The 26,499-nt window shown below is 67.0% G+C and carries 22 protein-coding genes, 1 tRNA gene and 1 pseudogene; 12 read left to right on the forward strand and 12 right to left on the reverse strand.

Going from position 1 to position 26,499, the window contains the following annotated elements; all coding sequences use genetic code 11:
* The first annotated feature begins 21 nt into the window (after window positions 1–21).
* Window positions 22–1,042: pseudogene (locus D9V41_RS18645) on the forward strand (alpha/beta fold hydrolase).
* Between the two features lie 395 nt (window positions 1,043–1,437).
* Here D9V41_RS18645 and D9V41_RS02865 read toward each other — a convergent pair.
* The gene (locus D9V41_RS02865; protein ID WP_166375890.1) at window positions 1,438–2,175 is read right to left on the reverse strand and encodes a TetR/AcrR family transcriptional regulator; all 738 of its coding nucleotides are present in this window, start codon (window positions 2,173–2,175) and stop codon (window positions 1,438–1,440) included.
* A 127-nt stretch (window positions 2,176–2,302) separates the two neighbouring features.
* Between D9V41_RS02865 and D9V41_RS02870 the strand changes: the two genes are divergently transcribed.
* From D9V41_RS02870 to D9V41_RS02885, 4 genes are all read left to right on the forward strand, one after another.
* Window positions 2,303–3,223 carry an ATP-binding cassette domain-containing protein gene (locus D9V41_RS02870; protein WP_279432328.1) on the forward strand — a complete coding sequence of 307 codons (921 nt, stop codon included), beginning with the start codon at window positions 2,303–2,305 and terminating at the stop codon, window positions 3,221–3,223.
* A complete protein-coding gene (locus tag D9V41_RS02875) occupies window positions 3,220–4,092 on the forward strand; it encodes an ABC transporter permease (RefSeq protein ID WP_121793045.1) in 873 nt (290 codons plus the stop codon). Before D9V41_RS02870 ends, D9V41_RS02875 begins: the two co-directional genes overlap by 4 nt.
* Window positions 4,093–4,413: 321 nt before the next feature.
* Window positions 4,414–4,490 (forward strand) — tRNA-Met (locus D9V41_RS02880).
* A gap of 304 nt (window positions 4,491–4,794) precedes the next feature.
* The gene (locus D9V41_RS02885; protein ID WP_133434098.1) at window positions 4,795–5,337 is read left to right on the forward strand and encodes a hypothetical protein; all 543 of its coding nucleotides are present in this window, start codon (window positions 4,795–4,797) and stop codon (window positions 5,335–5,337) included.
* A 202-nt stretch (window positions 5,338–5,539) separates the two neighbouring features.
* Here the strand turns inward: D9V41_RS02885 and D9V41_RS02890 are convergent, their stop codons facing one another.
* The 4 genes from D9V41_RS02890 to D9V41_RS02905 form a co-directional block, all read right to left on the reverse strand.
* Window positions 5,540–5,875, reverse strand: a complete 336-nt coding sequence (locus D9V41_RS02890; protein WP_121793047.1) for a hypothetical protein — start codon at window positions 5,873–5,875, stop codon at window positions 5,540–5,542.
* Window positions 5,876–6,044: 169 nt separating this feature from the next.
* Complete coding sequence (locus D9V41_RS02895; RefSeq protein ID WP_121793048.1) at window positions 6,045–6,629, reverse strand: class F sortase; 585 nt, start codon at window positions 6,627–6,629, stop codon at window positions 6,045–6,047.
* A gap of 3 nt (window positions 6,630–6,632) precedes the next feature.
* Window positions 6,633–7,595 carry an ice-binding family protein gene (locus tag D9V41_RS02900; protein ID WP_208006711.1) on the reverse strand — a complete coding sequence of 321 codons (963 nt, stop codon included), beginning with the start codon at window positions 7,593–7,595 and terminating at the stop codon, window positions 6,633–6,635.
* Window positions 7,596–7,844: 249 nt separating this feature from the next.
* Window positions 7,845–8,567 (reverse strand): methyl-accepting chemotaxis domain-containing protein, encoded by a 723-nt coding sequence (locus D9V41_RS02905; protein WP_121793050.1) that lies wholly within the window; start codon window positions 8,565–8,567, stop codon window positions 7,845–7,847.
* A gap of 66 nt (window positions 8,568–8,633) precedes the next feature.
* On the opposite strand from D9V41_RS02905, the gene D9V41_RS02910 reads away from it, so the two are divergent.
* On the forward strand, window positions 8,634–9,986 hold the full coding sequence (locus D9V41_RS02910; RefSeq protein WP_121793051.1) for an FAD-binding oxidoreductase: 1,353 nt from the start codon (window positions 8,634–8,636) through the stop codon (window positions 9,984–9,986).
* A gap of 396 nt (window positions 9,987–10,382) precedes the next feature.
* Window positions 10,383–11,297: a sigma-70 family RNA polymerase sigma factor gene (locus tag D9V41_RS02915; RefSeq protein ID WP_121793052.1), complete on the forward strand. Its 915-nt coding sequence runs from the start codon at window positions 10,383–10,385 to the stop codon at window positions 11,295–11,297.
* Here the strand turns inward: D9V41_RS02915 and D9V41_RS02920 are convergent.
* Window positions 11,294–11,734, reverse strand: coding sequence for a carboxymuconolactone decarboxylase family protein (locus tag D9V41_RS02920; protein WP_121793053.1), 441 nt, complete (start codon window positions 11,732–11,734; stop codon window positions 11,294–11,296). The genes D9V41_RS02915 and D9V41_RS02920 overlap by 4 nt on opposite strands.
* Before the next feature lie 148 nt (window positions 11,735–11,882).
* On the opposite strand from D9V41_RS02920, the gene D9V41_RS02925 reads away from it, so the two are divergent.
* On the forward strand, window positions 11,883–13,277 hold the full coding sequence (locus D9V41_RS02925) for an alpha/beta hydrolase fold domain-containing protein (protein WP_121793054.1): 1,395 nt from the start codon (window positions 11,883–11,885) through the stop codon (window positions 13,275–13,277).
* Here D9V41_RS02925 and D9V41_RS02930 read toward each other — a convergent pair.
* Genes D9V41_RS02930 through D9V41_RS02940 form a run of 3 tightly spaced genes read right to left on the reverse strand, consistent with a single transcriptional unit; the run spans window position 13,274 to window position 15,304 of the window.
* A complete protein-coding gene (locus tag D9V41_RS02930; RefSeq protein WP_243697139.1) occupies window positions 13,274–14,041 on the reverse strand; it encodes an SCO1664 family protein in 768 nt (255 codons plus the stop codon). The two genes, D9V41_RS02925 and D9V41_RS02930, sit on opposite strands and share 4 nt — an antisense overlap.
* The gene (locus tag D9V41_RS02935) at window positions 14,038–14,586 is read right to left on the reverse strand and encodes a DUF3090 domain-containing protein (RefSeq protein WP_121793349.1); all 549 of its coding nucleotides are present in this window, start codon (window positions 14,584–14,586) and stop codon (window positions 14,038–14,040) included. Before D9V41_RS02935 ends, D9V41_RS02930 begins: the two co-directional genes overlap by 4 nt.
* 10 nt (window positions 14,587–14,596) lie before the next feature.
* Complete coding sequence (locus D9V41_RS02940) at window positions 14,597–15,304, reverse strand: histidine phosphatase family protein (protein ID WP_121793055.1); 708 nt, start codon at window positions 15,302–15,304, stop codon at window positions 14,597–14,599.
* A 98-nt stretch (window positions 15,305–15,402) separates the two neighbouring features.
* Here D9V41_RS02940 and D9V41_RS02945 point away from each other — a divergent pair, with 98 nt between their 5' ends.
* A complete protein-coding gene (locus D9V41_RS02945) occupies window positions 15,403–16,161 on the forward strand; it encodes an NgoMIV family type II restriction endonuclease (RefSeq protein WP_121793056.1) in 759 nt (252 codons plus the stop codon).
* 2 nt (window positions 16,162–16,163) lie between these two features.
* Here D9V41_RS02945 and D9V41_RS02950 read toward each other — a convergent pair whose 3' ends face one another.
* On the reverse strand, window positions 16,164–17,261 hold the full coding sequence (locus D9V41_RS02950; RefSeq protein ID WP_121793057.1) for a DNA cytosine methyltransferase: 1,098 nt from the start codon (window positions 17,259–17,261) through the stop codon (window positions 16,164–16,166).
* A gap of 132 nt (window positions 17,262–17,393) precedes the next feature.
* Between D9V41_RS02950 and D9V41_RS02955 the strand changes: the two genes are divergently transcribed.
* From D9V41_RS02955 to D9V41_RS02965, 3 genes are all read left to right on the forward strand, one after another.
* Window positions 17,394–17,774 (forward strand): very short patch repair endonuclease, encoded by a 381-nt coding sequence (locus D9V41_RS02955; protein WP_121793058.1) that lies wholly within the window; start codon window positions 17,394–17,396, stop codon window positions 17,772–17,774.
* A gap of 113 nt (window positions 17,775–17,887) precedes the next feature.
* Entirely contained in the window at window positions 17,888–18,529 is a 642-nt protein-coding gene (locus D9V41_RS02960; protein ID WP_166375892.1) for a GntR family transcriptional regulator, read from the forward strand.
* Complete coding sequence (locus D9V41_RS02965) at window positions 18,526–19,803, forward strand: MFS transporter (protein ID WP_208006712.1); 1,278 nt, start codon at window positions 18,526–18,528, stop codon at window positions 19,801–19,803. Before D9V41_RS02960 ends, D9V41_RS02965 begins: the two co-directional genes overlap by 4 nt.
* On the opposite strand, the gene D9V41_RS18275 is transcribed toward D9V41_RS02965, so the two are convergent.
* Both D9V41_RS18275 and D9V41_RS02975 read right to left on the reverse strand, forming a co-directional pair.
* Window positions 19,771–20,415, reverse strand: a complete 645-nt coding sequence (locus tag D9V41_RS18275; protein WP_208006713.1) for a G5 domain-containing protein — start codon at window positions 20,413–20,415, stop codon at window positions 19,771–19,773. The two genes, D9V41_RS02965 and D9V41_RS18275, sit on opposite strands and share 33 nt — an antisense overlap.
* Window positions 20,416–20,744: 329 nt before the next feature.
* Window positions 20,745–26,423 carry a GH92 family glycosyl hydrolase gene (locus D9V41_RS02975; RefSeq protein ID WP_121793060.1) on the reverse strand — a complete coding sequence of 1,893 codons (5,679 nt, stop codon included), beginning with the start codon at window positions 26,421–26,423 and terminating at the stop codon, window positions 20,745–20,747.
* Window positions 26,424–26,499 lie beyond the last annotated feature (76 nt).

A 26,499-nucleotide genomic window follows, 5' to 3' on the forward strand; every position in this document is an offset into this window, starting at 1 on the left:
ATCGAGACCACGTCACGTGAGATGTGGTCTCGCTCCGTGGCGGCTACGCCCTCACTGCCACGGCTCCATTGCGGCTCGCAGAACTCGCCGCTACTCGACCACCTATCGCGGTATAGGTGGTCGAGTAGGCCCGAGGAACGAGGGCCGTATCGAGACCACCGAGCCGAATACGGAAGACCGACACCGCCCGCCGTTATCGTCGCTCTCGTGACTCCTACCCTCACCCGAACGATCGAGTGGAACGGCCGGACCGTGGCGTGGGATCGCTTCGGCGATGGCCCGCCGCTCGTGTTGCTGCACGGCACGCCCTGGTCGTCGGCGCTGTGGCGCCCCATCGCCGAAGCGCTCTCCAGCAGGTTCTCCGTGTACCTGTGGGACATGCCCGGTTATGGCGCGTCGTCGAAGCACCCCGATCACGCGGTCGACCTCGCCGTGCAGGGAGAGCTGTTCGCGCACCTGCTGGACGAGTGGGGGCTCGAGCGGCCGCACGTAATCGCGCATGACTTCGGGGGAGTGGTCTCACTCCGCGCCCGCTTGCTCCACGGCGCGCGGTTCGCGTCGTTGTGCCTCGTCGACGTGGTGGCGCTCAGCCCGTGGGGTTCGCCGTTCTTCACGCTGGTCAAGCAGCACGGCGAGGTGTTCGAGCAGTTGCCGCCAGCGGTCCATCGCGGGGCTGTCGAGGCGTACATCAGCGGCGCGAGCCATCGGGGGCTGCGCGGAGGACCTGGCGATGCTCGTCGACCCCTGGACCGGCGACGAGGGCCAGCCGGCGCTGTACCGGCAGATGGCCCAGGCGGACGAACGGTTCACCGACGAAGTCGAGCCGCTGTACGGGAACGTCGACGAGCCGACACACATCGTGTGGGGCACCGAGGACGCGTGGATTCCCGTCGACCGTGCCCACCGGCTTCAGTCGTTGATTTCCGGCGCGACTCTCACGCTGGTGGAGGGGGCGGGTCACCTCATCCAGCTCGACGCGCCGGCGCAGCTGACCGCAGAACTCACCCGCTGGACCGAGTTGCAACGAGCCGCAAGGGCATAGGTGGTCGAGTAGGCCGGAGGCCGTGGTCTCGATACACCGCTCGCAGAGCTCGCGGCTACTCGACCAGCTACGGGCGGCATAGGTGGTCGAGTAGGGAGGCCGGCCGCGGCCGAGCGTATCGAGACCACCGCACGGAGCCTGGTCTCGATACGCGGCTCGTTCCTCGCCGCTACTCGACCACCTACCGGCGGCTTGGGTGGTCGAGTGGGGAGGTCGCTCTGCGGAGGGCCTGGTCTCGATACACCGCTCGCAGAGCTCGCGCTTACTCGACCACCTACGGGCGGCTTGGGTGGTCGAGTAGGGAGGCCGGCCGCGGCCGAGCGTATCGAGACCACCACCGCACGAAGCCTGGTCTCGATACGGCTGCTCGCAGAGCTCGCTACCTACTCGACCAGCTACCTGGTGCGACGTTCGACGTCGCGGTCGATGCCGTCGAGCATGAAGCGCAGTCCGGCTTCGAAGGTCTGCTCCCAGCTGGCGTCGAAGACGTTTTCGCTCAAGCTCGCCATCGTGGGGTACTTGCCCGACTCCATCGCCGTCACGAGCGCCGGAAGCTGGTTGCCCCAGAACTCCTCGTCGGACATCCCGCTCTCGACGATCGCGTTCTCGTACAGAATCTCCTGGCGCACCGAGCCGGTGACGTACGAATCGAGCGCGGAGACCACCACCATCTTCTCCTGGTCGGTGAAGGGTAGGTCCTTCAGGCCGGACATGGTCTCCTCCATCTGCGCGACGCTGTTCGGGCCGAGGACGGGGCGGCTCCAATTGACCTTCAGCAGCCACCGGTGCTTGAGGTACAGTGCACGGCCCTCCCATGCCACGGTGGTGAGCGTTGCCCGCCAATCGCCGTCCGGGTCCACGCGACCGAGCTGGCTGCCGCTGACGTGGTCGAGCATGAGGTTCAGGAGCTCGGACTTGCTCGGGATGTAGCGGTACAGCGACATCGTGCCCATCCCGAGCGTCGTCGCGAGCTTGCGCATCGAGAGGGCTTCGATGCCTTCGCTGTCGGCGATGGCGATCCCGGTGCTCACGATCTGCTCGAGCGACAGGGTCGGTTTGGGGCCCTTGCGGGGCGAGGGGAGGCCCTCCCAGAGCAGTTGGTGACTCCGCGCGAGTGGGTTCTGCTCGACCATGTTCCCCTCCATCGTGCTGACGCTTGCGTACTGCGCACAGCGTACGCTACCGTGCTGCGTACATCGTACTCACAAAATCTTGGAGGCTTCCGTGCTGTCCTCAGAGCTAGCGGTTCAGACCCGCGGTTTGACCAAGCGTTACGGGGAGAAGCTCGCGCTCGACGGCGTCGATCTGTCGGTGCCTCGCGGTTCCGTGCACGGTCTGCTCGGGCCCAATGGCGCGGGAAAGACCACCACGGTGCGCATCCTCGCGACACTCACCAGGGCAGACGCGGGGGAGGCCGTCGTCGCCGGGTATGACGTGCGGAACCAGCCGCGGGAGGTCCGGGCGAGCATCGGGCTCGTCGGGCAGCAGACCGCCGTCGACGACCTCCTCAGCGCCCGGCAGAACCTCACGATCTTCGGCCGGCTCTTCCGGTTGGACAAGGCCACGGCTCGGCGGCGTGCCGACGAACTGCTGGAGCTGTTCGGCCTCGCGGACGCCGCGAAACGCTCACCCAAGACGTTCTCCGGCGGAATGCGGCGCCGGCTCGACTTGGCCGCGAGCATGATCCTGGCGCCGAATGTGCTGTTCCTGGACGAGCCGACGACCGGACTGGACCCCGCGGGCCGGCGTGAAGTCTGGAAGACGGTCCGCGATCTCGCCGAGCAGGGCACCACGGTGCTGCTGACAACGCATTACCTCGACGAGGCCGACAAACTCTGTGACCGCATCAGCGTGATCGACGAAGGCCGCAACTTCATCGAGGACACTCCGGCCGGACTGAAGCGGCGCATCGGCGACGAGCGCTTGGAGATCGCCGCTGACGATTCCGCGGTGCTGGCGCAGGTCGCGCAGATCGCCGGTCGTGTCGCGGGCGCGGAGGTGACCGTGGTCGAGGGCAGCCTCAGCGTGCCGGTCGCCCGTGGTGTCCGTGCCTTGACCGAAGCGGCGGCGGAGATTCGCCAGCAGGGCCTGGAGATCACGGACATCGGACTGCGCCGACCGACCCTCGACGAAGCCTTCCTCCACCTCACCAGCCGCACCGAACAGGAGGCCGCCCGATGAGCGTCAACGATCAGACCTCGCAGCAACGCCGTTCGTATGCACTCCTTCCCTCAGGTCCCGTGTCCCGGTTCACCTGGGCGATGAAGGACTGCTGGACGATCGTCATGCAAGAACTCACGCATCTCGTCCGTCAGCCGTCGACGTTCGCGTGGCAGCTCGGCATGCCTGTCGTGATGGTGCTGATGTTCGTGTACGTCTTCGGGTCGGCGATGGACGTGACCGGCCAGGGCGCAGGGGAGGGGTACGTCGACTACGCCATGCCCGGCATGTTCGCGATGACCATGGCCTTTGGGTTCATGAACACGGCGTTCGTGGTGACGTTGAACAAGGAGAAGGGGTTCATGGACCGCTTCCGGTCGATGCCGATGTCGCCGTCGGCCGTCGTGACCGGCCGCGGGGTCTCCGACATCATCCAGGCGGGGGTCGACCTCGCGGTCATAGCCGGTGTCGCGCTCGTGATCGGCTGGCGCTCAGGCGGGAGCTTGGCCGCGTCGATGTTGGCCTTCGGTCTGCTGCTGTGGTTGCGACTCGCGCTGATCTTCGTCGGCATCTACCTCGGTCTGCTGATCAAGAACACCGAGGTGGCGGGGTCGCTCTTCGCGGTCGCCTTCCCGCTGGGCTTCATCTCGTCGGTGTTCGCGCCGCCGGAGATGATGCCGGGTTGGCTCGGTGCCATCGCGGCCTGGAACCCGGTGTCCTCGACGGCGAACGCGATCCGCGAGCTGTTCGAGACGCCCGGCGCAGGGGTGGGTGAGGCGAGCTACTGGATCGACGGGCACGCGATCGCCGGCGCGATCGTCTGGCCGGTCGTCATCATGGCCATCTTCGTGCCACTGGCGGTCCGGCAGTTCCGCAACCTGAGCAAGTGAGGACCGGGAACGCCGCGCTGGGCGCCTTCGGTGGTCGAGTAGGAGGTCGCTCAGCGACCGACGTATCGAGACCACGTGGCGTGACTGGTCTCGTTGCGAGACGGGCGGCCCGCGTGGACGTCCACTTCCGCGACCTCGTCGTCGCCGAGCTCAGCATCAGTCGGGTGCTGAGGGAGAACTCTCGCGTGCCACGTATCCCGATGAGTGCGCCATCTGGGGCGCGCGAGAACGCTGATCTTCCCGCGGTTCCAGCTCGGAAGCTTGGAGGGGGACCCCGAGTTTGAACGCCATATGGCCATCCCGTAAAGTAGCAACTACCGACGCGGGGTGGAGCAGCTCGGTAGCTCGCTGGGCTCATAACCCAGAGGTCGCAGGTTCAAATCCTGCCCCCGCTACCAAGGAAAGTCCAGGTCAGCCCATGGTTGACCTGGACTTTCGCTTTTTGAGGCGAGATGCGATCCCATCGTTTACCCCTCACATCGACAGACCACCCAAGATGCCAGGACGTAGTCAGGTCTGGGCAGGTGAAGCTCGGCGAACGGGTAGCATCAGGCATGTCGAGGTCTTCCGGACGAGGCGTGTAGGAGCCTGCATCTTCGGGAGACCTCGCTCCCCGTCCAGGCCCAAACAGGCAGAGCGACGCAGACCTCGCCCCTGAATACGCACCCAACTGCTGGCGTATCTACTGAAAGGACCCGAACGATGAAGAGACGCGCCTTAGTAGCGGTCCTGACTGGTGTGCTGATGGTGAGCTTGGCCGGTTGCGGCAGTGACAGCGCGGGCGGCGCGGCCAGCACACAAGTGGGTCCGGTCAGCTTCGAGTTGCCCGAGGGAATTCAGGAGGTCTACCGGGACGCTGAGCGTGAAGGTGGCTGGGTTGCCGAGTACGCTGACGATCAAGAAAGCGCGGGAGCCTTCATTGGGGTGTGGCGTTTCAGGGAAACCCCTCCCTCGGCAACTCACGCCGCAACCGAGATGATTGCGCAGGTGCGCGCTTCCGGCACTCACCCTGGAATCCGCACCCGTGAGGACGGGAAGGTTGATATCCCCGGGGCTGAGGATGCCTCCATTATCAATTTCAGTCTAGAGGGATCAGGAGCGGACATTACTGGCCGCTGGTGGATGATTGTAGATCCAGGCCAGGACATCGCTGTGACTGTGGAGTATTACGGTAGCGAGGTTACCGAGGAAGATCTCGATATTTTTGAGAGAACTCTGAACTTGGACTCAGGGCAAAGCTGGTGAGAACCAGTGCGGATCAGGAACTAGATCCTACTTTCCTGGATTACTGCGGCGCCGAAATTCCGCGGGGCTGAACTTTGTTCTGAGCACCGTTTTTGGATACCCAGTTTCTACGTCTATTCACCCTCACCGTTCCCGACCAGCTCGAACGAACAACTCCTCGTCAACTACTCGACGAGGGCTACTCGGGTGGCTGGCGCTGGAATCATGCAGACGGCCGCCTGCGGGCAAGTTGATGCGTTGAGTGAGTCCGCGGGGTGACCCGTTGACGCAAGGGACCTGCTCCTGAAGATCGAGAGCATCCGAGCGTCGACGGTCGGGGTCTTTTCTCGAGTTCCGCTTGCTGTTCGTCCGCACGGCGTTTGATGCGGCCCATGCCGGGGAGCTTGCCGAGCATGTCGACGAGTTCCTGGATGAGGTCGAGCATGTCGTGGATGTCGGGCGCGATGGTCTGGAGATTGGCCAGCATCGGGATGACCTCGGTCTCGACCCGCTCGAGCAGATGCGACAGGTGATCGATCAGCCCGACCAGCGCGTCCACCTCTTGGGTGTCGGTCGTCCTGGAGAGGCGGCCGAGCGTGGGTTGCAGGCGCTGGAGCGACGGCGCGATGAGTTCGATGAGTCGTTCGGTGCGTTTGGTGATGGGCTCGACGCTGCCGACGGTCCTGGTCGTGCGCGTCTCGACCGTGTGGGCGGAACGCCTTCGCGAATCAGGGTGTCACGAGGTTCGCGTAGACGACCACGTTCGACTGGTATCCGCCGTTGGCAGCGTCGTAGTCCCCGCCGCACGTCACCAGCCGCAGCGTCGGGAAGCCCGGGGTGCTGGCGTACACCTTGTTCGCCGGGAAGTCCTCGTTCGCGTACGTTGCGACGCGGGCGACGCTGAACGTGACCTGCGAGCCGTCCTTTCGGGTCACGTCGATCTCGTCACCGACCTGGAGCGACGGCAGTTGCGCGAACACGGCGGGACCTGTGGGGGAGTCGACGTGACCGAGGATCACCGCCGACCCGTCCTCACCCGGCGATGGCCCCAACGTGTACCAGCCGGCGTCGTCCGGGTTGCTCGGCACCTCGACCGTCTCGTCCTCGGCCAGACCCAGCGACACGAGCCCGGTGTCCACTCCGATCGCGTCGATGGACAGGCGCTCCGGAGCCGGCGCTGCCGCCGCAGGAGATGGGCTATCGGACTGAGCTGACGGCGTGTCCGACGGGGTTGCGGTCGGCGCCGCCGACGGGTCCACGGAGCAACCGGCGAGCAACAGCACCGAGAACCCGAGGGCGAGGAGACCTCTCACAGGTCACGCCGGGCCGGATTGAACCAACCCGCCCCATCCAGTTTGCGGGTGACCGGCGGGAATCCGTGTGCCGGTGCCTCCGAGGGCACTCCCGCGACCATTGTTCGCGCCAGGAGGGCCGTAGGAACCGCCGGGCGAGTCGGCACCCGGGTTACCGGGCGTGTCGCCGGGGTTGCCCGGGGTGTCGCCGGGGTTACCGGGCGTCTCACCCGGAGTACCGGGGGTTCCTGGCGTTCCGGGGGTGCCCGGCGTTCCTGGAGTACCGGGGGTGCCGGGCGTGCCCGGGGTGCCTGGATCGGTGTCGTCACAGTCGGGGCTGGTGATCACGTTGGTGTCGAGCGTGACCGACCCGGTGCGGGCCAAGGCTCGCCCCGACAAGTCGGCTCCCGTGGTGAGCGTGACCGACGCGTTCGCCATGATGTTGCCGACGAACGACGTGTCCGTGCCGAGCGTCGCGGACGCACCGATCTGCCAGTACACGTTGCACGGCGACGCCTCACCGATGAGGTTGACCGACGACGCCGAGGCGGTCGTCAGCGAGCTGCCGACCTGGAAGATGAAGATGGCGTCCGGGTCGCCCTGCGCGTCCAACGTCAGGGGCCCGGTCAGCTGCGCGGACGAAGAGAAGGTGTAGACGCCGGGAATCAGCGTCCTGTTGCCCAGGTCCTCGTCGGTGAGATCGTCGTCGCTCGCGCTTGCGGCGGCGTCGTTGTAGGCGGTCGTCAGGTCGGACTGAGCCTGCGCAGCCTCGGCGTCCGCGGCGTGCTGGGTACCGGAGTTCGGCACGATCGTGCCCGGCGGAAAGCCGCTGATGGCGGTTCCCGGCGAGACCCCGACGCTCCCAGTCACGACTGTCGGGCCGGTATTGGTCACGGACTCGCCGCCGAGTACCCCGAAGGACTCGGCGGTGGCGAGGTCCGGAGCACCGACAGCGGCGTTAGCTGGGAGGTTGACCACCCCCGTCACGGCGAGAGCGGCGGCGGCACTGAGGCCGATGGCGGGCGCAAAAAACCTACGCTTCGTACTGAGTTGGTGCGGCATAACAGATGTCCCTGCCTCGGCGGCTGATATTTCTCAGCGTACGCTCTTTTTCGCAGATAGCGAGGTGGGGAGAATTCGCGCGATCACTGACGCGAACTGGTCGAACTGTCGCGGCGAAAAACATCGGTAATTGTAACGAAAATCGCCCTTGCGGAGTCTGGGAGCGATTGGAAATTATTGCCCGCCTTCGGCCGGGTCACCGGAATCGAGCCGAACCCGATCGCGCTCCTCATCCCGTTGGCCTTGCTGCTCGTCGGCGCGGCGTTTGATGCGACCCATGCCGGGCACCTTGCCGAGCATCTCGCCGAGTTCCTGGACGAGGTCGAGCATGTCGTGGATGTCGGGAGCGATGGTCTGGAGGTTGGCCAGCATCGGAATGACCTCGGTCTCGACCCGCTCCAGCAGGTGCGGCAGGTGGTCGATCAGCCCGACCAGCGCGTCCACCTCCTGCGTATCGGTCGTCGTGGCGAGCCGATCGAGCAACGGCTGCAACCGTTCCAACGAGGGTGCAAACAGATCGATGAGGCGTTCGGTGCGCTTGATCGTCGGCTCGACGCTGCCGACCGTTCCTGCCGTGCGCACCACGATCGCGTTGGCAGAGTCCACCGTCGCGCTTGAGCGCCGGACGATCTCGTCGGCATCGGCGGCGGTCTTGTCGGCGCGACGCACGAGCTCATCGGCCGCGTCGACGGTCTCGCCTGCGCGGCGCACGATCTCGTCGGCCGCCGTCCGGGTCGCGTCGACCTGGTCGACCATCGTCGAGACGCGAGCCAGCAGCGCTTCAGCTTCATCCAACAACGCCAGGGCCCGGGGGAGTGCCGTCGCCAGCTCTGCGGCGAGGGCCGGGCCGCGGGAGGCGAGTGCCAGGGCGTCTCGAGGATCCGGGATCAGGCGCATCTTGCCAATCTAGCGAGCAGTACCCCGAAGCGCGTTCTGGGAGCAGCAGCGGACGATGATGGGCTCGTGGACACCGCACTGCCGCTTTCCTTCCGCGACCTTCCCCAGGGCGTAGTCATCGACGACCCCGATCTGCTCTCGTCCTACGCACGGGATCAGTCGCGGTTCACCGATTCCGCGACTCCGCTCGCGGTGCTGGCCCCGCGGACCACCGACGAGGTCGCCGCGTGCGTCCGCACCTGCCGCGAGGCGAAGATCCCGGTCGTCACCCGCGGCGCGGGCACCGGGCTCAGTGGCGGCGCGAACGCGGTCGCGAACGGCGTCGTGTTGTCGCTGCACCGCATGAACCAGATTCTCTTCGTCGACCCGGTCGAGCGCCTCGCCGTCGTGCAGCCCGGCGTGAACACCGGGGAGCTGCGTGCGGCGGTCGCCGAGCAGGGCCTGATGTATCCGCCGGACCCGGGCTCGGTTGCCTCGTGCTCGATCGGCGGCAATGTGGCGACCAACGCCGGCGGGATGTGCTGCGTGAAGTACGGGGTCACCCGGGACTTCGTCGAGGAACTCGAGGTCGTGCTCGCCGACGGGCGCGTCATGCGTACCGGCACGCGGACGGTGAAGGGCGTCGCCGGCTACGACCTCACGTCGCTGTTCGTCGGCTCGGAGGGCACTCTCGGCATCGTCACAGAGGTCGTCGTGCGGCTCGTGCCGGCGCCGCGGCCGCCGCTGACCTTGGTCGCCACCTTCTCCGACCTGACCTCGGCCGGCACTGCGGTCAGCGCGATCAGCGCGGCAGGGTTCGCCCTGTCCGCCGTCGAGATCCTCGACCGCACCACGCTGCAGGCCGTCGACGCGATGACGCGTATGGGTCTCGGCGACGCCGCAGCGATGCTGCTGGTCCAGGCCGACTCGGACGACGCCGCATCCCTCCTCACCGAGGCCGAAAAGCTGGCCGAAGCCGCCGGTGCGGTCGACATCGCCATCAGCGAGGACCCGGCCGAGGCCGCCATGCTCATGGAAGCGCGCCGCCTCGCGCTGCCCGCACTGGAACGGCTCGGCGAGTGGCTGCTCGATGACGTCTGCGTGCCGCGCGGCCGCGTCGTCGAGCTGATCGCCGCGGTCGAGGGGATCGCCGCCGCCACCGGCCTGACGATCGGGGTTTTCGGCCACGCGGGCGACGGCAACCTGCACCCCACGCTGAACTTCGACGAGGCGTCGCGCGACGCCGCGCTCACGGCGTTCGACCAGATCACCGAGGCCGCACTCGCCCTCGGCGGCACCATCACCGGCGAGCACGGCGTCGGCCGGCTGAAAGCCGACTGGCTTATTCGCGAACTCGACCCCGTCGCCCTCGAACTGCAGCGAGCGCTCCGCCGCACCTTCGACCCCGAGTGCCTACTCAACCCGGGCGTGCAGCTCTAGGGTGTGTCGAAAGCACCCGAGGAGGGCTGATGGCCGACACCGCGATGCCGCTCGTCGCGGCCGAGTGTCAGCGCCTCCACGACGCGCTCGCGCCGCTGAGCGAGGACACCTGGCAGACCCTGTCGCTGTGTCGTCACCCGAAACGTCCGGCACCTCGAGCCCCTGGGTGTCGACTGCCTGAACCCGTGGAGCGAGAGTTGGTAACGCGGCAGTTTCTGACGACGTTCGTCTGCAGCTGGGGTATATGAGTGTGAACTGTGGGCGTTCTGTGCACGCTCCTCGTGACTTTCGCTCCCATTGACTGCTGATGCTCGACCGCCAGTGCGATGGGCGCCCGGGCGATTGATCGATCGCGAAATCTAGTTCGGCGTCGGTGGCCGCGGATAGGGTTGACGCGTGGTTGCAGTGGAGACGGAACGTCGTCGACTGGTGCTGGTGGCGTATCGCATCTGCGGTTCGTGGGCCGACGCGGAGGATGTCGTGCAGCAGGCCTCGATCGAGTGGCTCGCCCTGCCACAGCCGGCGGACAATCCGGCCGGATGGTTGACCAAGACGACCGTTCGCCGGGCCATCGACGCGCTCCGGGCCAGGCAGCGAGCTGCGACCTATGTCGGGCCGTGGCTCCCGGAACCGATCGTGACGCCGTCCGGTGCTGCCCCCGACGAGGCGATCGAGCACCGGGAAACCTTGGCGATGGCCTTCATGGTGCTCGCGGAAACGCTCACCCCTCCACAGCGGGCCGTCGTCGTGCTCCGGTCACTCGACTACACCCATGCCGAGATCGCCGAGATCCTCGACATCTCCCCGAGCGCGGCGCGCCAGCATCAGGTTCGTGGCACGCGACGTCTGGCGGCGGCGGGTTACCGGAACGGGGAGCCCGGCCTCGCAGCGCGCACGAGCGAGCGGGCGGTCGAGGACATCGCCGTGTCGACGGCACCGCTCCTCGAGGCGTTCCTCGCGGCGGCCCGAGACGGCGACCTCGAACGACTGTCGTCGCTACTTTCCGCCGACGTTCGCGCCTACCAGGACGGCGGCGGCAAGGTGCGGGCGGCGAGGCGTCTGCTGATCGGGGTCCGGAACGTCGCTCGGTTCACGGCGGGTGTGGCCGCCCTGAACCGCTCCCGGCGCGCCGTCGCGTTCGTGAACGTCAACGGAGCGCCGGGCGCGGTCGTCACCCTCGACGGGGTGCGGCACGTGCTGTCGATCGAGGTGCGGGACGGGCGTATCTATCGTGTGTTCGACGTCTGCAACCCCGCCAAGCACAGCACCCTCGGCCGCCGCGACCCGGTCGCCGAGGCAGATGCGGCTTAGCCCTTCAGCGCCGGCGGGCTCAGGTGCGTCGATACGCCGATCCGGTTCCACAGGTTGATCGTGCCGATCGCCAGCACGAGATCGGCCAACTCGCGCTCGGAGAAGTTGTCGGCAGCGGTCTGCCACGTCGCGTCGTCGACCCCGCCGGAAATGGCGGTGATCTGCTCGGTGAGCGCGAGAGCCGCCCGCTCGGCCTCGGTGAAGAAGGTGGTCTCCCTCCACGCGCTGACCGCGTAGATCTTCCGGGTCGGCACGCCCTGCTTCTCCAGATCGGTGGCGTGCAGGTCGACGCAGAACGCACACCCGTTGAGCTGCGACGCGCGGAGTTTGACCAGGTCGAGCAGTTCGTGGTCGAGGTTCTTTCCAATGTAGGCGTCGAGTTGTGCGACCGCGCGGTATCCCTCCGGAGCGGTCTGGTTAATTGCCAGTCGAGTCATCGAATCTCCACTTCGTCACCTCGTCCGGGATCCGCCGGACGAGCGGGGAACGCTTCCCCAGCAGAGTTGTCGATCCGGACGTCTCGGATGTGACAGTTCGAAGCTCTTCCCGCGTGTCAGAACCAGCGAGACCCGGCAGACTCGACCCGTGATCTCCTGGGATGTCGACGACCGGCCTGCCACCTTGCGTGCCCGCGCCTACATGCTGGGCATGCGCATCGCCCGCGACAAGCAGGCGTTCGAGGGGGAGGAGCACACGCTGCAGGTCGCCCGGCAGCGGCAGCAGTCCGGCAACTGCCCACCCACCCGGCTCACCCGGTGGGTGTCAGGCATCCGCGAGACACGCCGCGACGGCATGACGGTGTGGACGGTCCGTCCACGCCGAACGCGTCCGGTCGCTCGTGTCTTCTACGTTCACGGCGGCGGGTACGTGCACCCGCTCACCGCCGACTACTGGCTCCTGGTCCGCGATCTGGCCCGGGCCGGCATCGAGGTGGTGGTACCGGCCTACCCGCTGGCTCCCGACGCCACCGTGGACACCGTCCTGCCGGCACTGCAACGGCTCGCGGAGGAGTCGCTGGCCGGACTCCCCACCGTTCTCATGGGCGACTCGGCCGGAGGTGCCCTCGTCCTCGTGCTCGCTCAGCTCCTCCGCGACGCCGGCGGCGCACAACCGGCCGGTGTCGTCATGCTCTCCCCGTGGTTGGATGCCACGCTCGACGAGGACGCCGTCGCAGGTCTTGAGGCCAGCGATCCGATGCTGGCCGAATCGGGGCTGCGCGCCGCTGGGCGCTGGTGGGCCGGTTCTCGCAGCCCCGCCGATCCGTTGGTGAGCCCGGTGAACGGTGACGTGCACGACCTTCCGCCGCTCGACGTCTTCATCGGGGACAAGGACATCCTCCGACCGGCCGTCGACGACCTCGTCGCCAAGGCCCGAGTTCAGGACGCTGACCTGCGGCTTCACGAGGTCCGGGCGATGTTCCATGTCTGGATGACGCGGCGCATCCCCGAAGCGCGACGCACCCGCCAGGCGCTCGTCCGCATCGTGCGTGAGCGCGTCGGTGCCGGCGCGGTGCCCGGCGCGACCTGGCACTTCGAGCAGCAGGTGACCGTGAACGCACCGGCCGCGGAGGTCTGGGCGCGGGTCGTCACGCCCGAAGGCATCAACGACGAGATGCGTCCCGTGATGACGATGACGCTCCCGCGAGGGGCGCAGAGCGTCACGATCGACACGATCACGGTGGGCCAACCGATCGGGCGGGCGCCGCTACGCCTGGGCGGGCTGATCCCGTTCGAGTATGACGACCTCCTCGTGGCGGAGTTGGAGCCCGGCCGGCGGTTCCGCGAGGAGTCGACGATGCTGAGCATGCGCGCCTGGATCCACGACCGCACGGTCGAGCCTGCCGGCAACCGCACCGTCGTCACGGACCGGGTCACGTTCGAGCCTCGCCTCCCGCTCAGCGTCGCCGGGCCAGTGCTGAGTGGGGTCATTCAGGCGTTCTTCGCGCATCGGCACCGCAGGCTGCGCCGGTACTTCGGCTAGAACGGGGGCCAGGGGACAGGCGGCATGTCGCCCTCGGGCGCGGGGAACACGCCCTCGGCAAGCAGTCGGTCGACCCGCGCGTGCAGCGCCCCGAGTTCTGGCATCTCGAGGAGGTCAGTCAACTGCGTGCCGAGCTCTCCACCGAGCGCCTCGCGCACCTGCCGCACGCCGGCGAGCTCGTCGTCGGTCAGCGGCTCACCGACCCAGCCCCACAGCACCGTGCGGAGCTTCGGCTCGACGTGGAAGGTGAGCCCGTGGTCGACGCCGAATCGGTGCCCGTCCGGCATCGCCAGCACGTGACCGCCCTTGCGGTCCGCGTTGTTCACCAGGACGTCGAGCACCGCCATGCGCCGTAACGTCGGGGAGTCCTCGTGGAGCACCGACACCGGCTTCTCTTCGGCATCGACGCCGTCGAGGACGTGTTTCCACCCGTGCTCGGGAACCTGGTCGGCGGGAACGATCGTCACCGGGTCTTGCTCCGGGTCGATCTCTTTCCAGACCTGAAGCATGCCGGTGCCGTGCGGGCCAGCGCCCAGCCACGTCGGCGGCACGAGGTTCCATCCCGTCGCTTCTGACACGAGATACGTTGCCACCTCGCGCTGCGCGAGGACGGCACCGGGAAAGTCCCACAGCGGACGCTCACCGGCAACAGGCTTGTAGACGACCGCGGTGTCGCCGATGCGGCCGTAGAAGGTCGCGTTCGAGGCCGGGAGGATGCGGCCCTCGAGCATCAACTCGCCCTCGGGCACCGCTTGAACGGTCACAGGAAGTCGTCGGTCGCCGGGCAGATGTGGCCTTCGGGATCCATCGGGTTGAGGCACAGCGGGCAGTACGGCCGTCCCGCGAGCACGACTTCCCGAGCCCGCTTGGCGAACGACCGCGCTGCGCCCACCGGGATGCGCACCTGCAGGACCTCCGGTGACTCCTGCGGGTCTGGTGTCTCCTCCAGGTCGCCCTCGACGAGCGGGTGCGCCTCGATGACCACCTGTGCGGTGCTCGGGTCCCACCCCAGCGTCATCATCCCGACGCGGAACTGCTCGACGACGGGGGCGTCCAGTGGATCGTCGTCGTCCAGACCCTCGGGAGCGCGCGCCGGGATGCTCGCCGGATTGCCCTCGATCGACATCAGCTCGTCGAGCAACTCGTCCATGCGGTCGGCGAGAACGGCGGACTGCTCCTTCTCCATGCCGACGCTGACGACTCGATCGCCATCACGGACCTGGAGATAGAACGTCCGCTGGCCGGGGCTGCCGACCGTGCCGACCACGAATCGGTCCGGCCAGTCGAAGTCGTGCACCACAGTCGCCATGTCGTCCATGCTAGGAGCGTCGCTCCGTCGCTGCTGCGGGACCGGCGCCTCCGCCCACGGCGGCGTCAGCGGTAGCCTCCGCCGCGCGCAACCACGCGAGGTCACCGGCGGAAGTGTTCGTCGCCACAACGTCGGGACGCGCCTCGCCGTACCGCACGATCGACACCGATGCGGGATCGACGTGAAGCCGTTGGAAGTGGTCCAGATGCATGCCGAGGGCATCGGCGAGGATCGACTTGATCACGTCGCCATGCGACACCGCGGCCCACACCGCCGTCGGCCCGTGTTCGACCTCGATCTCGGCATCGATGCGCCGGATCGCCTCGACCGCCCGGGCCTGCATCGACAGCAACGACTCGCCCTCGGGGAACACCGCCGCCGACGGTTGCGACTGCACGACCTTCCACAGCGGTTCCTTCGCCAGCTCCTTCAGCGGTCGCCCCTGCCACGTGCCGTAGGCGCACTCGGTGAGGCGTTCGTCCACCACGGGTACGAGAGGCTGGTCCTGCCGCTCGAGGATCGCCTGCGTGGTCTCGCGGCAGCGCTCCAGCGGACTCGTGACCACACGCGTCAGGGAGACATCGGCGAGCCGGGCGCCCATCCGCGACGCCTGATCGACCCCGGTGTCGTCCAGATGCACATCGGGGGAGCGGCCGGCGAGGATGCCGGCGTCGTTGGCGGTGGTGCGTCCGTGCCGGACGAGCAGAACGATGGCCATGCCGCGAGCCTAGCGACGCCAACGGCTACGCAAAGTGTTCAGATTCCTATCCGCGTATGCAGTAGTTGTCGCTCGCCGTATTGGGTTAACGTTCAGGCGTGACTGCGCCCTTCGCGAACGCCCTTCTTGGCTGGAAGACGAGCAAGGGGAGGCTGGTGCCTAACACGGCCGATACCGCGAGCAGCATGTCAATGCGGCTCGCGGCGGCGGTTCTTGAGAACCTGGGAGTGGAAGCCGCCGAAAGCCCGCTGCTCCCGAGAGACCCCGGGTCAGCACTCGAACAGATGACTAGAAGGGATCTCCAGCAAGAACTTCTAGAGCTCGCGCCCGAACGTGCTTGGGATGTGCACTGCGGAGTGCTCATCAGTCGCTTTCAGCAGTATCGGCACCTCGACGCCCTTGATCAGCTGGTGCGCAATCAGCCGGCACTTCGAGTCACCATCGGAACCGATTACATGATCAAACCCGACGTGACGGTTGGCATTTCTCGGCATCGTTTGATGGATAGGGCAGCCGACCCAGCTCCTTTTTTGCACGCGGTGATCTCGTGTAAGTGGACCATTCGCTCAGACCGCGTACAGAACATTCGCCACGAGTTCGGACAGATGATCCGCCACCGACGGGGTCGTCAACCCCACCTGGTAACCCTAACGGCGGAGCCGCTTCCTACGCGGCTAGCTTCCATTGCCAGAGGTACGGGCGAAGTCGATGCAACTTACCATGTGGCATTCGATGCGCTTGCTGAGGCAGTTCGAAGCGCAGGGAATCAGGAGCAACAGAATGCGTGGAATGAGTGTGTTGCTCAAGGGCGTCTGAAACCGTATGACGAGCTCGCGCCGACGCTGGCAGCTTGGTGATCTTACTCGACGAGAGGTTTGATCTGTCGGGCAATGGCTTGAGCAAGGCCGCAGGGCACGGCGTTTCCAATTTGCTTCGCTATTGCTGTCTTCGGGCCGACCCAAAGGAAGTCGCGAGGAAAATCCTGAATCAAGCTAGCCTCGTAATGCGTGATGACCCGATTCACTCGCCGGTTTGGGTCGCTCTCCCATTGGGGGTGGAGATAAGCGCCTTTCTCCGGCTTGAAGAACTCGGTACGGATCGTAAGGGAGGGGGCATCCCAGCGCATTCGGCCCATCACGTCGGTCGTTCCCGTGGGCTTTTCTCGCCAGCAGCGGGGCAGGAGTTTCTCAGGGATATCGAAACGCCCGCCTCCCGGGGGGACGGAATCGTACCGCGCGATCGACAGAGGTCGGGGATTTCTCCCGAAGTGAATGTCCAAGCTCTTGTAGACCCCGGGCATGCGCTCACCGAAAAAGTCTGTCCAAGAAGCTGGCAGGTCGGTGGTCGAAGGGACTTCAGGCAGTCCGTAGATGGCATCGCGGACGGTACGCCAAGGAAGGAGTTTCGATCCGGGCTGAGGGTCCTTGGTATGCGTGGGTGAAGGAAGATCGATCTTGCCCACTCGCGAGCCGATTAGGATTGTCCTTCGGCGCCGCTGGCTTACCCCGAAGTCCGCGGCGTTCAGTACTCCGTACGAAACGTCATAATCCTTGAGAATGCCTCCTTCTACTTCCGCGAGCAGCATTTGGAATTCGGGTGACTTGCTGAAGCGGTCGACGTTCTCGATGACGAAGACCTTCGGCTTCGAATGCTTGATGAATCGCATGTACTCGCGCCAGAGCTGATTGCGCGGATCGTCCAATCGTTTCAGCCCAAGATTCGAGAAGCCTTGGCACGGCGGACCCCCAATGACGACGTCCGCGGGCGGGATCTCCTCGTCGGCGACCTCTCCGATGTCCTCAGCGCGGACGATCTCCTCGCCGAAGTTGGCAGCGTAGGTTGCGGCTGCATACCTGTCCCACTCCACAGCGAGCACGGAGGCGAAGCCTTCTTGATGAAAGCCGACAGTCATGCCTCCGCATCCAGCGAAGAGGTCGATTACAGTGGGACTCGCCATGTGTAGAAGGGTACGCCGGTGCACTGACAGTCCTGGTATCAACGCGCTGCGATCGCCGCATACTGTGCGCTGGGTTGGTGGCGATGCGGCTTGACCAGGTCCTGGGCTTCTTCCCCTGGCGTACGCAAAGGGATGCAGGGAAACAAGAGGCGCGACACTAGTCCGGAATGGGCTGTCCGTCGCCGGGTGCATGCGATGGGCCTTCGCTACCGAGTCGACGTCCGGCCGCTGTCATGGCTCAATCGACGCGCGGATTTGGTGTTCGTTGCCGCCAAGGTGGCTGTGTTCATTGATGGTTGCTTCTGGCATGGCTGTCCTGAGCATCACACGGCCGCAAGAACGAACGCCGAGTACTGGGCCAGTAAGGTCCGACAGAACCGAGCTCGCGACGTTGAGACCGACCGTCTACTCGTCGAGGCCGGCTGGAAGGTTTTGCGAGTTTGGGAGCACGAGGAGCCGACTACTGTAGCCGAGCGGGTAGCAGCCGAGGTTAGAGCTAGGCGGCGCCTATGAAGCGCCAGGGCTTCGAACTGTGCGTTGTGGGCGTCAGGGGCTCGAGCTTGTCTCTGTTCCAGCAAAAGGCGTCCGACCGATCTCCGAGAACGGCATAGATGCATCATGTATCTATGAAGTTGGAGACGGAGTCGGCGACCGAGCGAGCGTACCGGCACGTGAAGGGGCGGCTGCTCGACGGGAGCCTGCCTGGCGGGAGCATGACGAGCGAGGGGGAGATCTCCGCGGAGATCGGCCTCAGTCGCACGCCGGTGCGCGAGGCGTTCCTGCGGCTCGAGGCCGAGGGGCTCCTTCGTCTCTACCCCAAACGTGGCGCGTTGGTGGTGCCGGTCAGCCCGGCCGAGGCCGATGACGTCATTGAAGCCCGGCTGCTCGTGGAGACGCATGCCGGACGACAGGCGGCGGCGCTGCCGGACGCGCAGCACCGCCGCCTCGTCGAGCTCCTCCGCGACCTTGTCGTGGCGCAGGAATCGGCCGTCGAGGACGGTGACCTCGGCGAGTACGCCGCCCTCGACGCCCGCTTCCATCAGGAGATCGTCGCGGCCGTCGGGAACGAGGTGCTGCGCACGTTCTCGGTCGGACTACGCGAACGCCAGCAGCGGATGATCGCGCACAGCGTGCGCTGGGACCCGAATCAGGTCGCGCGATTTGTGGCTGGACACCGGTCGCTCGTCGACGCGATCGAGCGACGCGACGGCGAGGCCCTCGCCGAACTCCTGGTCCGGCATCTCGAGGACGCCCGGGCGGGCCTGTGAACACACGGGCTGAGGCCAACGCGCCGGCCATCAAGCGCATCGACGCGCGGTCCTGGTGGCCCGTCGCCGGAGTCATGCTGGCGGCCGCCTGGGGTGGCAACGAATTCACTCCGCTGCTGGTCATGTACCGCGAGGTCAGCGGACTGTCCGACGTCACCGTGGATGCGCTCCTCGCCGCGTACGTCTTCGGCATCGTCCCGGCGCTCCTGCTCGGCGGCCCGCTCTCGGACCGGTACGGGCGGCGGCCCCTCCTGCTGCCCGCCGCGCCGATCTCACTCCTCGGATCGCTCGTCCTGGCCGTCGGAGAGCAGTCGGCGATCACGCTTGCGCTCGGACGGGTTCTGTGTGGCGTCGCCCTCGGGCTCGTCATGGCCGTGGGGACGACGTGGGTCAAAGAGCTCAGCGACGTCGCGGACCGCGCCGGTGCGGGCATCGATGCCTCCGCGGGAGCGCGCCGCGCCGGGCTCGCGCTCACGTTCGGTTTCCTCATTGGTGCCGGCGTCGCCGCTGCGCTCGCCCAATGGGGTCCATGGCCGACGCACAGCGCGTACGCCTTCCACGCCCTCCTTGCGCTCATCACCGGGCTGTGGCTGCTGCGCGTGCCGGAGACGCGCCCGCGAGAAGCCGCGCCCACGCAACGCCTCCTCGACGACCTCAAGATCCCGGCCGTCGCCCACGGCCGGTTCCTGCGCGTCGTCGTGCCGGTCGCGCCGTGGGTGTTCGGTACCGCCGCCTCGGCGTACGCGATCCTGCCGGCGCTGATGATGGAGCAGGCGGGAGACCGGGCGATCGCCTTCGCCGGCGCGCTCACCGTCGTGGGCCTCGGCTGTGGCGTGGGCATTCAGGTGCTCGGCCGGATCATCGACACCCAGCACAGCGCTCGTGCCTCGGTCATCGCGATGATGCTCGTGACCGCTGGCATGGGCTTCGGCGCGCTCGCCGCCACGCGGCTGGACTACCCGACCGTCTTCCTCGCCGCGATCGTCCTCGGCGCGGGCTACGGACTTGCGCTCGTGGCGAGCCTCAGCGAGGTCCAGCGCATCGCGCGCCCTGACGATCTCGCCGGTCTCACCGCGGTCTACTACTCGCTGACGTATATCGGCTTCTTCGCGCCGGTCGTGCTCGCCGCACTCGCAGTGCGCTGGACGTACCCGCAGATGTTCCTCGGCGGGCTGGTCATCGCGCTGATCTGCCTCGTCACCGTCGCTTTCGCCTGGCGAGCCCATCTCCCGACGGGGGAATCACAGCCAGGCCGCGACACCTCCGTGGTGTGAACACGTGCCGCGGCGGCTCTGGCTAAAGCTCCAGGTGCCGTCGTTGCACCTGGCGGTCGCACCGGCCGGTGCGCTCGGGCTCTCGTAAGGACTGCACACCTCGTTGCCTGCGCTGTTCGTGTAAGTGCCGTTCGGGCAGTTGGCCGGCGCTGCGGGCGCTTCCGGAGCCGGAGGTGGCGGAGGGGGCGCAGGCTGCCGCGTCCCGTGGGCCACGACTTCGGGGACGGGCTCCCGCGTGACGACATCGGGAAGCGGCTCGCGCTTCGTTTCCTTACCGTCGACGTACGTGACGCGGACCTGACGCTGGACCTCACCAGGAACGCCAGCCGTTGCGATGCGGGTTTGGCCCACGTCAAGGTCCGGGTCCTCAACCGTGTTGGTCTCGAACGGAATGGTCTCGGTGACCGTCTCGGTTTCGTACGTGACGACTGGCTTCGGAGTCGATTTCTCCGGGGTGGGGGTGGGTGATGCCGTTGTCTCCACGGGTCGCGGCATGGAGTCGGGTGCAACCGTTGCCGCAACGGCGCTCACAGATCCCAGGAAGATGAGCACGGCGACCACGCCGAGAGCCGCTTGCTCCGCACGGGAATGGCCGAAAAACCACTTCTTCATGAAAATCTCCCTTGGTCCTGGAAGATCCTTCCTGGTGCCAATCGGAGTTACCATGGCTCGCTGGAGCGGAGTGATTAGTCCTGATTGATCATCGCGTCCGCTTTTCGAGACGAGCGTGTGGCGTTCACTCGTAGCACGTGCCGTGAGGTTCGCTCCTCTCGATGGGTGGTCTCGATACGCTCCCTCGTTCCTCGGTCGCTACTCGACCAGCAAAGTGCGGCTCGGTCGCTACTCGACCAGCAAAGTGCGGCTCGGTCGCTACTCGACCACCGCCGGAACGGCGACGGGGCCCGGTATCCGTGCGGATACCGGGCCCCGTCGCGTGCCGGTCAGGCCGACTTGCGGCGGCGCCAGAGGACGGCGCCGGCGGCGAGCATCGCGAGGGCCAGCAAGGCGGCGAGCGCGGCACCCTGCTGCGCTCCCGTGCCCGGCAGGAGGCCCGAGCGCTGCGGTCCACCGTCCGGTGCCACCACGGTGACCTCGTCCCAACCGATCACCGCGCCGTCAGCACCCGCCACGGCGACGCGGTGCTCGCCGGGGGAGACGTCCGACGGAATCAGGTAGCGGACTTCACCGACCGCGTTCACGGTCGCCGAGCCGAGCGCGCGCGGCTCCGAGAACATCCAGCCGTGCAACGTCGAGCCCGCATGACGAGGATCGATTCGACCGACCAGCGTCTCACCCGCCACCACCGTGTCCGGCAGTTGCAGCGACCCACGGTTGGCGTCGGTCAGGTCCTCGGCCGACGGGGCCACGACCTCACCGGGCTGTCCGGGCTCGTTCGGTTCGCCGGGCTCACCCGGTTCGCCGGGCTCGGCCGGCTCGTCGGTGAACGCGAACGACCAGGTCGTCTGCGCGCTCTCGGCGATGACGTACCCGTCGGTCGCACGAGCATTGACGGTGACCTCGCCCGCGCCGGGATACGTCCCGGTGGCCACGACGACGTCGTCGACCACGTACTCGACACCGGTGGACTCCGGGATCGTGTACGTGTCGTTCTCCGTGGCCGCCGCGTCGGTGAAGGTGACCTCAGCCGGCACGACCTCGACCGGCTCGGCGTCCTCGGACGGCTGCAGGAGCGTCACGCGGTCGACTGCCATCTGCCCGGCGTCGAGACGCAGGCTGAACGTCGGTGCCCACCCCTCGATCTGCTCCTCGCTCATGGTGAGCGGCAGCAGGCCCGACCGGATCGGCTCCCACTGGCCGTCCTTCTCGATCCAGGACCGCATCTCGCCGTGATCGACGACCGTCGCGAACCGATCGCCCGATTCCCAGGTCACGGCTCGGTCGCCGACACCAGCCGACAAGCCCTGGCTCTGGCCATCGACGACGACGTCGAGACCACCGCGACCCCGGCTGTTGTTGTACCAGCTGTGCGCCCGATCGCCCGGTCCATCGGTCAGCCCCACGAACAAGCTGTCCTCGGGTGAACCGTCGCCGAGGAAGCGCTCGGGCTCGACGATCAACGCGAACTTCTCGCCCGCTTCCACCGGCAAGGACACGTGGCTCCACCGACGGCCCGGCGCTGTCGCCGTCAGGAGGCCTGCCTCGGTGTCGACCGCGAGCTCGGCCGCAGCCTCGCCGCGATCACCATAGGCCTCGTACTCGCCGAGGCGATCGGTGGAGAAGTCGTCGTCCCAGGTGACCTCACCGAAGGTCTCCGGGTCGAACTCGGCCGGACCGGGACGGTCGACGTTGACCGGCTCGACCGACTCGTCGGGCACATCGACACCCTGCTCCGTGACCCACTTCGCGCCGTCGTCGCGCTTGGTGATCGTGAACGAATCCAGAGTGTCGCCCACCTGCGTCGTCGCCGCGCCGCCGGGGCGCGTGTACGTCACCACCGACTCGTACGACAGTGTGTCGCCGTCGACCCGGATGGCTTGGTACGTCGAGGTGTCCTGTGCCCGCTTGACGGCGACCGCGCCGTTGCGCGTCCAGATGTTGTCGGTCTCGCTCGGCAGCGTGTACTGCTTCTGCCCGGCGTTCGACACCACATAGACCGGACCGGCGGTGACACCGGACATGTCCGTCTCCGTCGACGTGTGGAAGCCGCGACCATACGTGTGATCGTGCCCCTGCAGGACGAGATCGACGTTGTGACGCTCGATCACCGGCAGCATGTACTGACGCCAGTCGGACTCGTCGCGCAGCCCGTTGCCGCTGATCCCGGTCGAGAACACCGGCTGGTGCGCCACCACGACCGACCACTCGTGCGGGTTGCCGCGCAGCACGCGGTCGAGCCACGTGGCCTGCGCCGTCATCCACGCCTGGCGGCCGACGTCGCAGCCCGAGGTCGCTCCACCGGACTCGAGCAACGGACAGATGTCGTCACGGTTCGCGTTGAGCGTGATGAAGCGGACGCCCTGGTAGTCGGTGTAGTAGACCGAGTCCTTGAGCACCTGCTCCAGGTGCGCTCCGTACTCGGCCTCGTACTCCTGCGCGTCCGAGGCGATCGGCCCGTTGGCCTCGTACTCGAACGTGTCCGTCCAGCGCTCGAAGTTGGTGTCGTGGTTGCCCATCGTCGCCAGCACGTTCGTGCGGTCGCCGAACCCAGCGACGCCGGCGAACCAATCGCGCCACTCGTTCTCGTTCGACGCATTGTTGACGAGGTCCCCGGCGTACACACCGAGCTCGGCGTCCGGGTGCGCCTCCAGCGCCATGTCCACGGTGTTGTGCCACACCGTGCCGATGCCCTCCTGCGCATCGCCGAAGTAGAGGAACGTGAACGGGTCGGCGTCCTCGCTCGGTGTCTCGAACGTGTACCACTGGCTCCAGTTATCGCCGGACGCCACGCGGTACTCGTACTCGGTCCCCGGGACGAGGTCGTCGAGCCGCACGGAGTGGTTGCGCACCGCGTAGCCGTCGAGGCTTCGCTCCGGCTGATTCTCCGCCTCGACCGTGACAACGTCGCCACCGACCGGCCGCACCTCAGCCTTGCCGTCGAGGGGGAGCGGGCTGCGCGAGCGCCAGGTGACGTGCTGCGAGGTCGCGGGGTCGTCGGTCGGGTTCAGCACGACCCGCTCCGGCTCGCCCTTCGGTGCGTCGGGGTCCTCCCACGCCTCTTCGCTCGTCGCGATGTCGAAGATGTGCATGATGCCGCGGTCGGAGCCCTCCGGCAGCCGCACGGCCGCAACCTGCTTGCTCGCGTCGAGCGCCGCAGGCCGAGTGCCGAACACCCGGAAGGTTCCCGAACCGCTCGTGCCGTTGACGTTGTTGCGGTATCCGACGGTGATGAGCTCGGTGTTGCCGCCACCGGCGCCGACTGCCCAGTCGGTGAGCTCGATCTCGACGTTCTGCGTCGATCCGTCCGTGTACTCCACCACGGCCGTGCCGCGGGCGGGTCCGTTGGTGGACAGACCGAGGAACGACAGGCTGGCTGCGGTCACGCCGCCGAGGTCGATGCGCTGCCCGTGCGGAATCCAGTTGTCGGGCTGACCCGGCTGCGTGTCGGGCCAGGTGAACTCCAGACCGGTGTCGCCGTGCGGAATCGTTGCTCCGGGGGCGGCACCGGCGGCAGTCAGGGCCTCGCGGGAGAACGACCAGTCGCTGAGGTCCATCGAGCCCATGTTGCCGTTGCCGTCGGGCGTGATGCCCACGTTGTTACGCGCATCGGCACCGTCGGTGTGCGAGGGCGGGACGTCGTCGGCGCCGGTGCCCCAGGTGCCGGGCTGCGCCGACATCTCGAAGTCCAGCGTGCCGCCGGACCGCACGAACTCGGCGTCGACCCACGAAGCGGTCTGTGCCGTGCCGTTCACCGACAGGCCGGTGGTGTACTTCGCATCGGTGCCCGCGCCCGGCGCATCGATGGTGATGACCCGGTCACTGCCGACCGGATCGATGACGATGTGCTCGAACATCGGTGCGCTCACCACGAGATCGCCCGTGCCGTAGATGGTCGGGGCGATGCCGAGGTTGGCGAAGATGTACCAGGAGCTGAGCGACCCCTGATCGTCGTTGCCCGGAAGCCCGGACGGGGTCGTGTCGTACATCTCGGTCACCGCGCGGTACAGCACGTCGGTGGTCTCGTGCGGGGCCTGCAACCAGTTGTAGACCCACGGAGTGTAGAACGCGGGCTGGTTCGACAGGTAGTTGCCGGTCTGGGTGTATGCGCCCGCGTCGAGGTCGGCCATCAGCACGTCGAGTTCGCGCATCGACTTCTCGACGCCGCCACGCTTCTCGATCAGGGTGCCGATGTTGTGCGGCACCATCCAGCCGTACTGGTAGCCGGTCGATTGATTGAACTGGTCGCCGTTGGAGTCCGACGCACGGTTGCGCAGGTCGAAGTTGCGGTCGAACCCGCTGCGCTCACGAGGCCGGATGTGCTGCGTCTGCGGGTCGAAGACGTTCATCCAGTTCTGTGCGCGCACCATGAACTGGTCGTAGGCCTCTTGGTTGCCGAGGCGCTGCGCGAGTTGCGCGATGGCGAAGTCGTCGACGGCGTACTCCAGCACCCGCGACGTCGCGAAGTCGCGCTTGCGGTTCTCGATCATGCCGGTGGAGAAGTACTGGTAGGCGTCGGAGCGGTTCGACTTCGTCGCCGGCACCGTCTGCGTGTCGAGCATCGAGGCGAGTGCGGTCTCGCGGTCGTAGTCCGTGATGCCCATGTCGTCGAGCGTCGCGATGATGACCTGCAGGTTGTCACCCTGCATGCGCGCGGCGCCCGGCGCCCACCCGCCGGTCTGTTCCGTGAGTCCGACGATCGACTGCGCGATGTCGGCGGCCACCTCGGGGAAGGTGAGCGCGATGAGCTGCGCCTGGCTGCGATACATGTCCCAACCCGACCCCGCGAAGTTCACGTAGAAGTCGCGGCCTTCTTCGACCTGGTGGACCTGTTCGTCGTAGCCGAGGTACTGGCCGTTGACGTCGTTACGGATGTTGGGGTGCAGGAACGAGTGGTACATCGCCGTGTAGAACTTGGTGCGCTCCGCCGCGTCGCCGCCGGTGACGTCGATCGTGCCGAGCGCCTCGACCCAGCGTTCCTTCGCGGCTCCGCGCACCTCCTCGAAGGAGCGGCCGTCGGCCTCGGTCTCGCGGTTCAGCCCGGCGTTCTCGACGCTCACGTAGCTGAATCCGGTACGTGCGGTGACCGTCGCGCCGTCGGCGAAGGTGACCCAGCCGCCCGTGTCGTGGCGGAAGTCCACGCCGGTGTCGCCACCGGAATCCTTGGTGGCGGACGCCGAGCCCGGCTGCAGGGCGCCGTCGTTCCAGGTGCCGTAGGACTCGAAGGGCTGGTCGTACGTCGTCGAGAAGTAGGCGCGGTAGTGGTTGCCGTTGTCGCAGATGTCGGCGCCGTACATCCACCCGCTGACCGTGTTCGTCGCCGGATCGATGGTGATCTCGCTGCCGTACGTGCGGTTGTTCGGTCCGGAGACGTCCAGCACGAGCGTCGCGTCGCCGCTGTCGGGGAACGCGAACCGGCTCACCGCGGTGCGGTCCGTTGCCGTGAGTTCGGTGGTGACACCGTTGTCCGTCGTCACCGAGTAGTAGCCCGGCTCGGCCTCCTCGTTGTCGTGGGAGAAGTCGAGGAAGTAGTCGCCGATATTCGTGTCCGGCAGCGAGGGGAGCGACCCGTCCTGCAGCGCGCCGGTGAACGGAATCGTCGGGAACTCGTAGCCGCCGAAACGCTGGTGACATCCGGACCCGGAGTAACGGGTCATGCCGAACCCACGGATCTGGTCCGCCGTGTACTCGTAGCCGCCCTTCTCCTGCACGAGGCCGTTGGGCTCGTCGCGCTTGAAGGTGGTCGGGCTCGGCTGCACCATCCCGAACGGCACCGCGGCGCCGGGATAGGTGTTGCCGTAGGCGTCGTTGCTCTTGTTCTGCGTGGTGTCGAGCTGCGTGCCGATGAACAGGTCGACTGCGTCGAAAGGTTCGAGATCCGCGGCAGTCGCCGGCGGTACCGCCAGGAGCGACAGGGGTACGACGGACGCGAGCGCACCGGCGGCGATTGCGGTCAGGCGTCGTCGAGCGGGGGGTCGCTCGAACGTTCGGAGCCGAGGGGGCATGCAGGTTCCTTCCGATTACAGGACGGGGCGTACCTATGCTTCGGACGGCGCTGCTCAAGATCGTGACGAGATCGCG

It is taken from the genome of Aeromicrobium phragmitis, assembly GCF_003674095.1.
Classification (GTDB): domain Bacteria; phylum Actinomycetota; class Actinomycetes; order Propionibacteriales; family Nocardioidaceae; genus Aeromicrobium; species Aeromicrobium phragmitis.